The 12,365-nt window shown below is 44.7% G+C and carries 16 protein-coding genes and 1 pseudogene; 13 read left to right on the forward strand and 4 right to left on the reverse strand.

All coding sequences use genetic code 11. From position 1 onward, the window contains the following. The first annotated feature begins 17 nt into the window (after positions 1-17). Together BMX44_RS17590 and BMX44_RS16960 are read left to right on the forward strand one after the other, a co-directional pair. Complete coding sequence (locus BMX44_RS17590) at positions 18-107, forward strand: PEP-CTERM sorting domain-containing protein (RefSeq protein ID WP_218143997.1); 90 nt, start codon at positions 18-20, stop codon at positions 105-107. A 472-nt stretch (positions 108-579) separates the two neighbouring features. Then, complete coding sequence (locus BMX44_RS16960; RefSeq protein ID WP_177167788.1) at positions 580-726, forward strand: hypothetical protein; 147 nt, start codon at positions 580-582, stop codon at positions 724-726. A gap of 103 nt (positions 727-829) precedes the next feature. Here BMX44_RS16960 and BMX44_RS15635 read toward each other — a convergent pair whose 3' ends face one another. Continuing rightward, positions 830-1,066: a hypothetical protein gene (locus BMX44_RS15635; RefSeq protein WP_143056976.1), complete on the reverse strand. Its 237-nt coding sequence runs from the start codon at positions 1,064-1,066 to the stop codon at positions 830-832. 86 nt (positions 1,067-1,152) lie between these two features. Beyond that, a complete protein-coding gene (locus tag BMX44_RS15640; protein ID WP_090634742.1) occupies positions 1,153-1,698 on the reverse strand; it encodes a DUF2726 domain-containing protein in 546 nt (181 codons plus the stop codon). Between the two features lie 418 nt (positions 1,699-2,116). Here BMX44_RS15640 and BMX44_RS15645 point away from each other — a divergent pair. Then, positions 2,117-2,229, forward strand: a pseudogene (locus BMX44_RS15645) (ATP-binding protein); the annotation flags it as partial. 87 nt (positions 2,230-2,316) lie between these two features. Here the strand turns inward: BMX44_RS15645 and BMX44_RS15650 are convergent. Then, positions 2,317-3,243, reverse strand: coding sequence for a SphA family protein (locus BMX44_RS15650; protein WP_090634744.1), 927 nt, complete (start codon positions 3,241-3,243; stop codon positions 2,317-2,319). Positions 3,244-3,380: 137 nt separating this feature from the next. On the opposite strand from BMX44_RS15650, the gene BMX44_RS15655 reads away from it, so the two are divergent. Then, the gene (locus tag BMX44_RS15655; RefSeq protein ID WP_177167789.1) at positions 3,381-4,256 is read left to right on the forward strand and encodes a LysR family transcriptional regulator; all 876 of its coding nucleotides are present in this window, start codon (positions 3,381-3,383) and stop codon (positions 4,254-4,256) included. 844 nt (positions 4,257-5,100) lie between these two features. Then, positions 5,101-5,301: a hypothetical protein gene (locus BMX44_RS15660; RefSeq protein WP_090634747.1), complete on the forward strand. Its 201-nt coding sequence runs from the start codon at positions 5,101-5,103 to the stop codon at positions 5,299-5,301. A 268-nt stretch (positions 5,302-5,569) separates the two neighbouring features. On the opposite strand, the gene BMX44_RS15665 is transcribed toward BMX44_RS15660, so the two are convergent. Then, the gene (locus BMX44_RS15665; protein ID WP_090634748.1) at positions 5,570-5,830 is read right to left on the reverse strand and encodes a helix-turn-helix domain-containing protein; all 261 of its coding nucleotides are present in this window, start codon (positions 5,828-5,830) and stop codon (positions 5,570-5,572) included. A 147-nt stretch (positions 5,831-5,977) separates the two neighbouring features. Here BMX44_RS15665 and BMX44_RS15670 point away from each other — a divergent pair, with 147 nt between their 5' ends. The 8 genes from BMX44_RS15670 to BMX44_RS15705 all read left to right on the forward strand — a co-directional run bounded on the left by BMX44_RS15670 (position 5,978) and on the right by BMX44_RS15705 (position 12,342). Then, the gene (locus tag BMX44_RS15670) at positions 5,978-6,541 is read left to right on the forward strand and encodes a hypothetical protein (RefSeq protein ID WP_090634750.1); all 564 of its coding nucleotides are present in this window, start codon (positions 5,978-5,980) and stop codon (positions 6,539-6,541) included. Next, positions 6,534-6,887: a hypothetical protein gene (locus BMX44_RS15675; RefSeq protein ID WP_090634752.1), complete on the forward strand. Its 354-nt coding sequence runs from the start codon at positions 6,534-6,536 to the stop codon at positions 6,885-6,887. Before BMX44_RS15670 ends, BMX44_RS15675 begins: the two co-directional genes overlap by 8 nt. A 2-nt stretch (positions 6,888-6,889) precedes the next feature. Then, positions 6,890-7,687, forward strand: a complete 798-nt coding sequence (locus BMX44_RS15680; protein ID WP_218143996.1) for a phage antirepressor KilAC domain-containing protein — start codon at positions 6,890-6,892, stop codon at positions 7,685-7,687. Between the two features lie 625 nt (positions 7,688-8,312). Next, the gene (locus BMX44_RS15685; protein ID WP_090634754.1) at positions 8,313-8,765 is read left to right on the forward strand and encodes a hypothetical protein; all 453 of its coding nucleotides are present in this window, start codon (positions 8,313-8,315) and stop codon (positions 8,763-8,765) included. 3 nt (positions 8,766-8,768) lie between these two features. After that, the gene (locus tag BMX44_RS15690; protein WP_090634757.1) at positions 8,769-9,179 is read left to right on the forward strand and encodes a hypothetical protein; all 411 of its coding nucleotides are present in this window, start codon (positions 8,769-8,771) and stop codon (positions 9,177-9,179) included. Then, positions 9,179-9,988, forward strand: a complete 810-nt coding sequence (locus BMX44_RS15695) for a hypothetical protein (RefSeq protein WP_090634759.1) — start codon at positions 9,179-9,181, stop codon at positions 9,986-9,988. The genes BMX44_RS15690 and BMX44_RS15695 overlap by 1 nt, the downstream gene beginning before the upstream one ends. After that, positions 9,985-10,821, forward strand: coding sequence for a hypothetical protein (locus BMX44_RS15700; protein ID WP_090634761.1), 837 nt, complete (start codon positions 9,985-9,987; stop codon positions 10,819-10,821). The genes BMX44_RS15695 and BMX44_RS15700 overlap by 4 nt, the downstream gene beginning before the upstream one ends. Positions 10,822-10,824: 3 nt before the next feature. Further along, positions 10,825-12,342: a hypothetical protein gene (locus tag BMX44_RS15705; RefSeq protein ID WP_090634763.1), complete on the forward strand. Its 1,518-nt coding sequence runs from the start codon at positions 10,825-10,827 to the stop codon at positions 12,340-12,342. The last annotated feature ends 23 nt before the right edge of the window (positions 12,343-12,365 follow it).

Genomic DNA, 12,365 nt, shown 5'->3' on the forward strand with positions numbered 1-12,365 from the left:
CAACGCCAGATGTAACGGTGCCGATACCTGAGCCAACCAATATAGCGTTGATGTTTATGGGTTTGTTAGGTATTACGCTGGTGCGAGGCTCATCTGAGGAAGTTTAAAAAACCGCAAGCAGGCCGGCTTTCTGACAGCTGGCCTGTCGTATTAGCAAGCTGCTGCAACAATTGTATACTCGCATTGACTGTTGCTGGTTTTATAGTGAATGTACATAAGCGAACTCATCAATATTTTTCCTAACGAATTCGCAAGCAGAACGAAATGCACTATCCCTCTTTGTTTTAGTTATGGTTTCGTACTTTAAAATACCGTTTACGTCAAAAATTACAGTAGCAGTCCATGTGCCATTCTTTTGTTGGTGAATGTTCATATCATGAATTTTTCCTGACTTGGTAATTATAAGCAAAACTTCATTATTAGCTCCAGGCATCATTTTACGATTCCTTATTTCAATGACATTCAATCAGAAAACTGTGAGTACTGAAAGAAGAGATCTCGAGACTAACAATGAAATATTGCAATAATGTTACAGGTGGCAGTTTAGTCCGGCGGTATGAAAAGGGGTAGTGTAAGTAAATGAAGTCATTTACCTGTATCAAATACTTCGATTTGTCCACTTTCGCCGCAAATAATGCATTTGCCATTCAGGAATCCCTGACTCGAACAGCCGATGACGTAATTGAAATCACAACCGATATTTCCGCAATTTTTGCACCTATATAGAGTATGGTGGCAGATCCGTTTATTGTCATTACTAACAATAGTACCTAAACAACGCGCCATATAAGAAATATCCTTTGATTCAAGAAAATTCAGGTGATCAATACTATACAGGCTGAATAATCGCGAATCTGTCAATATTGTTTTTTATAAAATCATATGCCACTTGGAAAGCAGTGTCTCTGTCATTTTGATATATGCTTTCATGCTGAAGAGCGCAATTCATCTCGTATATTACCGTTGCAATCCAAGTATTGTTTTGTTGTTGAGTGATAAGCATATTAAAAACTTCTCCAGAGTTGGTAATGATATGCATCGCCTCAGTTGCCGATCTGGTTGTCATCCTGTTACCTTTTTGCGAGATTTCTAATTAATTTGTTTAAGAGTCAAAGCAGCAAAAAAGTAGAAAATAACATTTCCAGATTTGTATTAATTCATTAAGGAACGGGTGTTTAAGACGTCATTTATGGCTTTGCGCACATATTGGGCCTGGTATGTTGGTTTTGCATCGAACCGTATGAGTTTGATGTTGGCACTTTGGCAAATTTCATTGACCAGCCGGTCACGATTCGTATTTTGGTCGGCGTTATTGTTTTGGTCATCCAATTCGATGACAGCTATAATAGATAATGTGTCTGGATCGCAAATCACATAATCAAAATGTTTTGATATTATTTGATCAAAAGCGGCTTGTCTCAATTTTGGAGGGAGATTTGTATCCGGTTCTATAACATTAGCGATACGAACGGCCCCAAATATCTCAAACTTATCAGAGACTGCTTGTTTCAACACTCGATAAAAAGATGATTCTGCGGGTGTAAACAAACTGGGTAGAGGGCGGTACGAAATATTTGCGTGTTTGGTCTTAAACGACTTGATTAAAACTGTGAAGAATAACAGTAACAAAAATATTGCAATAAAGATCGTTCCAAAACTGTGATCTAAACGGGATAATGTCAAATCTAGTGTGTCCATTAACAATTTCCTCTATTCAGCCAAATATTCAGTTTAACGTCATATTTAATTGAAAATAAACCATATCTAATTAATGGTTTATTTGTCTTGAGAGAAAGTTTTGTTTTACAGGACAGAACTATTAATGAATGGTACTAAGGTTTTGTATTAACTTCCTGCACTTGATATTCTACGCGCTGCATCTGGCAGCGCGTTTATTGCAATTATAAAACCAGTATATTGGTGGCAATGGCTATTTTAGTAACATCCGGTATCAATAAACTGTACTTCCCAATTAATGGAGTTGCCACGTTGATTCATTACCGTCAACAACCATACACGGGTTGACTTGTTTCACTTGAAGGTAAATTCGTATCAACTTTTTATGGAGAAAATATACCACTATTAGGCTTGCATGCGTTTATATCGTATTTAAAATAATCAGTTGTTTGCTGAGTGGGTGCAAGTTTTTGGCGATGAAAAAATGACAAACGCTTTACTTGATCGCGTCACGCGTCACTGTGATTATTTGAAACCGGTAACGACTCCTAACGATTTAAGCTTCGTAACAACGCTCTCAACAACTAAATTTTTAAACCTACACCTAGTAAATTTCGGTTGTTGAGTGACAGCCAAATATCAGAAGGGGATGTTCAATCTCAGCCAGGCCATGTAACCCTGGAAACGATTCGTTGCATACATTTCATTTTGCAATTGTCCAATCAATATTGTTCCGGTTGGACTGTTGTAGATCACGCTGGGGCCGATCGCAAGCACTTCACCTTTGCGCCCAGGCGACCAAGGACCGAGTGCCGGAGAAATTATTTGCCCATCGAGTTTGTCGTTGGTTGTCTGTTTTAGGTAGTAGCCCGAAAGTCCAATACCCCACAAACCAAAACGCTTTCCGACAAGAAAGTCAATATGGAGTTCGTCACCGGATGCGTAATCCATTTGCGGTTCGCCGGTGGTGGTACGAAATTCCTTATTCGTATCCTTGATGTTATACATAAATTTATTAGAAATTTCCCATCCTTTTTCGGAGAGCCAGGTTACTGCAAAAAGTGGTTCGATACTCCAATAGTTGGTGCCGATACTCTTCTCCGGTTTCCCGGCTTTATACTTGCCGGTAGGCATGCGAATATCCATTGCTGCCACCCAGTGCCAGTCACCCAAATGCCAGGAGAAACCGACCGGACTGATAGTTATGTCACCGAGTCCGGAAATTGAGGTACAGTCACTACAATTCATACTTTGATGCACTATTGGTATGACAATGTGCGCACTAAAATTACCCCCCAGAATACGCGTTTCAGATATGTGGATAAAGCGAAAAGCATTGAACCAAGTATCGAGTGATGCTTCTGATACCTCATTGCTGTCGCCATTACGTAAGGAACCACTGTAGTGACCGGAATAGTTAAGGAAGTAGTTACCAGCAGGTGGTGCTGCACCCGCCAGCCAATTCTCGGCACCGTTTGGATACTGGTCAGCGCCTTCCTTGGCTATTGTGTCTCTTGCAGTCAAGCCCAATAGAATCATGGCAAGACCTAACAGGTTGATTCTCATGTTTCCTTTTTAATGCTTTCCTCGTTTTTCTTCATGATGATTTTCTCAAAATTTTCAGAATTGAATTATCTACTGCTTCCTATGTAGAATAAATACTCTCTTTCGGATAACATTGCTCCATCAATGGAGCATTAATTATGGAATTTCTGAATGACATGGCCCTGTTTGTGGAAGTTGTTAAGGCCAAGAGCTTTCGCGGTGCTGCAGATATTATTGGAATGCCGAATTCAACCCTGTCGCGGCGAATCAGTATGCTGGAAAAGGCAATTGGGTTGCGCCTTTTACACCGTACAACACGCAAGATTGAGTTAACTGAGGCCGGCCAGATTTACTATGAGCGCTGTAAGCGTATCGTCAATGAAGCCAAACTCGCGCATGAACAACTTGGCGAAATGCTTGCACAGCCCAGTGGTGTGCTACGCGCTTCTCTGCCTGTAGACTTTGCGGTGACCTACATGGCACCTTTGATCACCGAATTTGCAAAACTCTATCCGGGTATCGTCTTCGACTTTGATCTTACGTCAAGATGGGTTGATCTGGTAAGCGAGCCTTTCGATGTTGCAATCCGTATGGGAGAGCCAGAAAATTCGCAATTGATCGCGCGTCCACTAGCAGTGCTTCCTGCGTATCTTTACGCCTCACCCGGTTATCTTGACCGTTCTGGAGATCCTGTTAAGCCAACAGATTTAGCGCGTCATCAGTGTCTGACTATAATGAAAGCCAATACTTGGACACTCTATGACGGGATGAACACAACCAAAATTTCTATTGGTAGTCGTTTCAGGCTCAATAGTATCGGAATGATTTGCCGATTGGCAACTCTTGATATGGGCATCATCATGATGCTGGAGAAAATTGTCGCTGACGATCTCGCCAATGGACGATTGCGGCGCGTACTTCCCCAATGGCATGGAACTCCGGTATCCGTCTATGCCGTTACTGAAACTCGGTTACTGCCCGCAAAAACACAGCACTTCATTAAGTTCTTACAGGAGCGTCTGGGTAGAACTTAACAGGATATTGAAATTCCTCTTAGAGTCTACTCTAGATTCACACAAGTGGCGCAATGCAAGGCAAAGATGGACGAAAAAGTGGGGGAGAGCGTTCTTGAAGTATTTGATTACTCTGAATCTGATTTAACGCGGCAATTCACCGCCATTCAGTGAGATCATTAACAGTTTCTTATGCCATGTTCAGCTATTAGCCAAAACTCGTCACCATATGCATCTGACTGCAAGTTGTCAAAGTAGAGAAAAACCTGCATCTTCATCGATGTAAAGCGAAAATGAATCGTGTAAGTGCAAACTCGTCGGTTGTGCACTACACCAGTGAGCTGGTACAAGACTGGCAATTGAAACACTGCTAAAGCACTAGGTACTATCAACTTCCACAAAAAAGTTATGTCATCCAAAAATCCCGCAATCCGATTGTTCCATTAATGGAATAATGTTATCTAGGAAGCGGTATTTATTCAATTAAATAAATAATGGACAATTCCACTTTAAAATTTCTGGGATCATCATGAAAAAAACAAAGGGAATATGAACATCAAGTTGTTCAGCTTTGTGCTCACCTTGTCGGAGCAGGCTGCGAATCATATCTGGTACACAATTGGACTGAACAACACCTGTTTTTCGCAGATCAGGCACTTTTCCTGCGGGAGATTCAATGTCTACATGGTACGACGTTCGTCTTATCCACTTTTTTGTTCGTCCATGCCGACTGTCTCTTGAGAAATCTAATAGTTGATTTTCGGGCGGGCAACTTTATGCATATGTTTCCATGAAGGCATATCGCTTCATGAGAATTTATTTATCCCACGGTAAATTTATGATAAGGCTTATAGGGAGTTAGTTTATGAAGCGTGTTAATGTAGTTACTTTTGTTCTGTCAGTTATGCTGATTGCCGCGTGTGGTCGTCCTACGGTGACGATTAATGAAAGAGAAAGAGAGAATTATGAAAAAAAAATTGCTGGTGAAAAAATAGAGTGTCCATACGGACTAGATGCTAATGGATCGTGCCTGAAAGAAGGTGATGATGGCATCTGGAACTATTAGAATTTTGTATCACCTTGTTTCTCCTTTTAATCGAATATAATGCACCCATTCTGGGTAGACAATTCCACGCAATATGTTCAGCTCAAACTTACCATCGTCTATCATTTAAAAAGCGAATGATAGACGATTGAGCAGCTAACAGGAGAGCTTAGGCGTTTACGCTGCCTCACAGTCGGTTTAGAGGCGTAAACAATCGATTTTCATATTGACCTACTCTCCCACTCCCCCGGCTAAAGTGAGAAACTTGTACTACAGTTTCGCCCACAAATCACACCTGATCAGCTTCAAGAGGATTTTTTAACCGAACACCTGGGCCGGCGCCATTCTGGGGTATGAATATAATTCCTTGATCTTCAAAAGTTAAGCGAATTTTTTGAAGAATACTGGTTTTAATATCGGGAACACCATTCGCAGATTCCATACGTTTAATCGTAGTTGTTCCGATCGCTGCCTTATTAGACAAATCCTTTATTGACCATCGCAAATATCCTCTGGCCATTCGTATTTGAGCGCCTGTTATTAGTTCCATAATCTATATTAGACTAAAAAATACTATAAAAGTAAATATAATAGTTGACCTTTATATATTAAAAGTCTAATATGGACTTTGTCGAGTTAAGAAAGAGCTGCAACTCCTTCCTAACTCTAACCACAACTAACTAGCAAGGAGTTAATAATGGCTGCTACAAAGTATACAGAACTATCCAACAAACTGTCAGTGCTGCTGGCAGAATCATCCAGTACTTCAGAATCTCAAAACGCGATTGCTTGTTCCAATGCTGTGATCCTGGTCAACGGGAGTACATTGACTCGGGAAGAAAAAAACGCCGTAGTAGAAGCAATAGGCAATACAGCGAATCCATCCGGATATTATTACGAGAACAACGGCATTCAGGCAGGCTTGGACGCAATTAAGAAGATTGGGTCTGAAGCGGAAGAGTCACAACCTTCGCCAACTCGCCTGAACCTGAAGAACCTCAAAAACCTCGTATCTGACGGCACCATATTTTCAGTCGAGTTTATCAAGCGCAGTAACGGTGAACTGAGAAAAATGATTTGTCGGTTAGGTGTCAAGAAACACTTGCGCGGCGGTGATAAAGCTTACGACGCAAAGCATCACAACCTGTTAACCGTCTTCGATATGGAGAAGGGCTGTTATCGCTCCATACCGGTCGATGCAATCCAGCGTTTGTGCGTCAACGGTCAGGCATTCAGCTTCGGGGAGGTGTCTCATGGCTAAAGATAAATCAACGCCCACAAAATCACCGGTAAAACGCAGAAGAGGGCCGCGCTTTGGCAATGTAGATGTTATCACACCGAAAATGCGCTCAGATAAGGCTATCAAAGAATGGCGTCACTTTATTGATACTGCTTCGGAAGCGGAGAAGAAGGTTGTCAGGCATTTAAAAATGGGTATCGGTGCTGTAGCGTTGATGCGCGAAATACGCAGGTTGCTCGGTGAGTCCAAAGCGAAATGCGAAATCATCCCATTCCCGCATGAACGCGTGCGGAAAAGCGCGGATTCGGTGGCTGGCCGGAAGCCTAAGATTGGGTCTGCTGTTATCGATTTGCAGAGGGGAGTATAAATATGAGTACCAGTGCACAAAGAATGAATGGGACGGATTCTGTAGATTCACCGATGAGTATCGTAACCATCACTGGTGATCAGCCGGTAACTACAACCCTGGCGATTGCGCAGGGTACAAAAGTTGAGCATAAGGCTGTGATTCAGCTTGTCAGGAACTATCTGTCTGATTTAGAAGAATTTGGAAGGGTTGAATTTAAAATGTCACCCTTTGAAACAGCAGGTGGTACCCAGCGACGAGAGATTGCAATCCTAAATGAACAGCAAGCAACACTGCTTTTAACTTACATGCGTAACAGTGACATTGCTCGTGAATTCAAGAAAAGGCTGGTAAAGGCATTTTGGGAAATGGCGCAAAAATTACGATCAAAGGATCGCAACCCTGCAAATCTGTCGCGCCTTCAATTGATAGAAATGGCTATGGAGGCAGAGAAGGAACGTATCGCGCTTGAACACAAGGTTGAGGAACTGAAGGAAGATTCGGAAGCATTGAACCGGATTTCAAAGGCTGAGGGTTCGCTGTGCATTACAGATGCGGCCAAGACATTGCAGATTCGTCCGAAGAATCTATTCACATGGTTACAGCGTCATGGCTGGATATACAAGCGTATCGGATGTGCACATTACTGCGCATATCAAGACAAACTCAACAGAGGTCTGATGGAGCACAAGTCGACCACTGTTTTGAGGTCGGACGGAACCGAAAAAGTCACGCCACAGGCCAGGGTAACACCTGAAGGTCTTGAGAAATTGGCAAAACTGCTTCCACCGGAGATTACTGAAGTGGCGGTGAATGAGTAGTGTTTTTGAAGGGATCGCGCACTACATTCTGAAACGCGACCCTTCACTTATTCATTTTGCTTTCAATGAAAAAAATTAGTCTTTTCGATGACATTGATAAATAATGTTTTTAACAAAGTATTCACAATATTTTAACAAAATAAGAATCATTATTATTTGTCGGAGTGAGAAATGCTATGTACAATGTACTTACGTATTAAGCGAAATCCTTTGATGTTAAAGTACTGCTACCGCGCCAACCAGCGTATTGTAACAGCGTAACCAGCGTAGTCGGATGGTTGGTTTGCATTAGATATTTTATAGAGTTATCCGGCGCATTAGTCCAATAAGCCCTTTCTTATCACGCCATCTTTTAATGCGCCGGATTTTTTCAGTCAATTTCACATTAGCCCGCTCAGTAGATTAAAAAGTTTAAAGCTCTTGTGTTTAAATTTTTAGTCTGGTTGCGTTTCGCGCGCAGTCCTAGTCCAGACACGGAAAACCCGGCATAAAATGACTCCAGCATTGACTACGATACAGAAAACAAACTGGATCGTAGTTAAATGCTGGCAAATTTTGCAAAAGAAACAATCAGTGCGGGCGCTGTAAATGTCGCGCACATAATATCTTTTAGGGTGACAGGCTGATGGATTATCAGGCAATCAATAATGAAATAGCCAATGATCCTCAGAGTCTTGGCTACTCAGCCTACGTGACAGACAAGAATGATCTGGCTATCGCGGAATTATTAAACTCGTCAACGGTTGATGTGGTTGGATGGGTATCTCGTAACGATTTCCTGATTTGGGCGGCGCAGTCGATACGGGGTGTCATTGAAGACACGGCGAGCGCTCAATCTGACCCGCTTCGCTCTTCTGCACTTGTGCTTCAATCGATATGCAACGGCGCTACAGACGGCATTGATTTTACAAAGGCTCAAAATGTTGCGCTTTTAGATTCCTGGGTTTCAGCCAGCAAAATAACCGAGACAGACAAGAACAGCCTGCTTGCTCTGGCTACAAAGCCAATTGAGCGTTCCGTCTATTTGTTTGGCAGGCGTGTAACGCATCAGGATATTTCAAAAGCATTGCGAGGATAGTCCATGTCACTAAAGCCATTATTCGCAGCAGTTCAATCTACCGATTTATCAACCGGGTTAGACGGTCTTGCAAGTGGAGCGGGCGTGTCAAGTGCGGAGATTGACAACAGTACGGATCTGCACAAAGACGCACTGATAAGCATTCATGTCGCCGGCGCTTCCGCGTCAACCGGGTACGTTTCTGTTTATATCCAGAAAGGTGCGGCCACAGGCGCCACATCAACAACCGAGGTCCCTAATATGGATCATGTGTGCGACGTGCAACTTAACGGCACTACGGCAGTAGATAAAACGAAACTTTTTAAGGATTTGCCGAAGTATTACAAGATCAGGCTTGTTAACAGTTCGGGTGTTGCGCTTGCCGCAAGCGGTAACACAGTCAAGCGCACCGGCGTAAATTATCAGGATGTGTAATGGCAATAGATACCGCCACATCTAATGCAGGCCGCAGGTATACGATACCGATTCACCCTGATTTCTATATACCAAACAGCGATTTTTTCAGGCTCCTTGTTTGGCAGATGAACAGTGTGGCCAACTATGGATACATAGCTTCAATCGGCGGATCGTATGGCGAGTTCAATACCGTGCAAATCTATAACGACCCATCAAACGGGCTGGCGTGCAAAATCCACACATTGGGAGATTCGTATGCCGGTGGCGGGGCGTTGTCTGCGGGTGTCTGGTATATCGGCGGATTAACGCGCAGGGGCGGTAATTATTATTCTTTACTGTGCGAACTAAACGACCCCGAGCAGGTATCCGAGGGTTCCGGTGTGGCTATATCGTCCGGTTATTTACCAAGCGGCACGGATATGCAGTTCGGGTTACGCTCGGACCTGACTTCAGACGCCACGTATGCTTTTAACGGCAGGCTGTCGGATGCGATATTCGTCAACGGATTCGGGCTGACGCAAGATGATTTGGTTGCGATAGCCGCAGGCAAGCCGCTTCACGAATTCGACTGGTGGGACAGGCGCGCACTGCATGCGCATTTCAAAACGTCAGCAGTTGACGGGTTTATGGACTTGACCGGTCGTCACCCTGTTACCAGAAACGGTGCAGGGTACGGCGCAAACGAGATTGATCCGCAACGATTGATAAGGTCAAACAGACCAGAGAGCGTTGAAGAATTGTACTTTTCAATTGGCGGGCTTTCTTCTGGTGGCGGTTTTAATCCTGCCTGGGCTTTTGGTTCTAACGTAATCGTGGGAATGCAATGAAAAAGAATGTAGCAGGTCAATCTATCGGTGCACAAATGGTTTCAGCATCCGATGGTTCCGCCTTTACTGGTTCGGTTACGGTTTACATAACTGGCGACAATGGGGCGCAGACAATCGGATCAGTTGGAAGTGGCGCGTGCACGCATGAGGGCAACGGGTATCATTCGTATGCGCCATCGCAGGCGGAAACAAACTACAATCATATTGCATTTACATTTATCGGTGCCGGAGCGGTACCAGCAACGGTTCAGGTTTACACCGGGTTCCCGCAATCAGGCGACAATTACACAAGATTAGGCGCTCCTGTCGGTGCGTCAATCGCTGCCGACCTGGGAACAATCACTGACAAGTTCCCGGTAAATTCAGAACTGCATGCAATCGACGCGGAGGGCAGGGTTCGCATTGATGATGCATCGGCAACGCTTGTTCAGCAGTTCATGGATGAAGACAGCGTGATTAAAACGAAGATTGATTCTATCGACACAAGGACGGTGAATGCTCTCGTAAATGGCCGCGTTCCGGCTGACACCGAGGCGATTGATGGCAATGCCAGTGCTGCAACCAATCTCAAGGAACATGCGTTGCGTGCCGTGCCGGTTACTTTCGCTGCAGGTGGCACGACCACAACGGCGGTACTTGCGACCGTTGGCGGGGGCGCTCCGAATGGCGCCAGCAACGTAATTTACAAGAATGCTGCGCTTGTATTCAGTGCGCCAGCTGCATTAAAGGATCAGCGCGCATTGATTCAGTCGTATGACGCTGCGACCAACACTGCGACCATTACCGAAGTCGCCGCGGCGGTCGATGAAACGGCGGTTGCCGTATTGGTGTAATTCATGCAAATAACAAGGCTTGGTCTTGGCGGTCCGGTTCGCAGTTTTTGGGATTATGGACCTGCGCCGATAGCTATCAGCCCGGCCATAGAACACAATGCTGCCATTATCCTGTCATCATCCTATAGACAAAGTATTAATCCGGGTATAGAGATTGGTGACGCGGTTTTGCTTGGTTCGGCCAAGTCATCCGCGCTGATTGCTACGCAGGAATTTAACCGGGCAAACCTTCTTTTCGATTCCAGTCAATTGCCAATTAACCAGGCGACCGAGCGCGATGCGGCCATTGCATTAACGCCATTGTCACTACACAACATCAACTCCGCGCAAGAGGTCAATAACGCGCCGGCTGTCCATGGCAGCAAACAAGGTGCGGTCCAGGCCGTAATTGAAATCAACACGGCAAGCATTATTGCCGGTCTCAAATCCGAAACAATTGATGCTGCGGCCGAGATCGATACAGCCGGTATGCTGGTATCGCTTTTTGCCGGGCAATTATTACCATCGATCGAAACCGATGCGGCGCTGGCCATTGATAGCGAAAAGGTTGCGCAAATAACGGTTGCTTCTGAACGTAACCGGGCATCTATCATTAACAGCCTGCAATCAGGTGTTGTAAACGTCGTCCCCGAGATTGACAGCGCATTGCAGCTATCAGGATATAAATCATCACCTGTTGTACAGGTAACTGAAATTGATCAATCCATGATGCTTTCTGCGCCAGATCAGATACCGATAGGGCAGGCTCAGGAACGTGATGCTGCGCCGGCTATATCAGGCACCAAAGCGAGCTCGATCGTTCAGGTGGCGGAATCAAATATCGCGCCGGCATTATTCGGTTCGTCATCTAATTTGATTGAGTCCGCAAGGGAATCAAACATATCCGGCTTGCTTGTACCGGTATCCATGCTTTCCATACAGCAGGCTTTGGAGGCTGACCGGGCAGGGGATCTCGGTGCTGCAAAATACGGGGCGATCAATGCATCCTCAGAACGTAATGCGTCCTTGTTGATATCAGCAGCAAAACGATCCGAAATCATTCAGGCTGTCGAGCGTGACGCTGCGGGTTTTGTGACTGTTATAGAGACAATCATACTCGATTCAGCGAGAGAGATTGACGCGGCAATCCAGGTGTCCGGACAGAAAGCCGGGGTTATAGCCAGCGCGTCAGAGTTCAATGCTGCGCTGCAAATCATCCCGTCCAGCACATCCTCAATCATCGCGGCCACCGAGATTAACCGGGCTGCTTATATGGGCTCTGTGAGCATTGCGGAGATATTGCAATCGATTGAGATTAATACTGCAAAACAAGTCGGCACATCATCAATTCTTGCTATCGACAAAGCGGTAGAGATCGAGCGGGCGCTGGCAATCCATAGCCAGAAAGTGGCCTCTATACAACGCGTGCGCGAGATTAACATGGCGCTTGGACTTGTTGTCGAAGGCGGCTACGTGTTTATTCCGCTTAATTCTGAAATCAAGGTCCGCACATTTGACGGACCTATTGTGATAAGGCTCTAACCATGGCTATTAAAGGCAGGGCA

Origin of the sequence: Nitrosomonas marina (genome assembly GCF_900110145.1) — a bacterium.
Lineage (GTDB): Bacteria > Pseudomonadota > Gammaproteobacteria > Burkholderiales > Nitrosomonadaceae > Nitrosomonas > Nitrosomonas marina.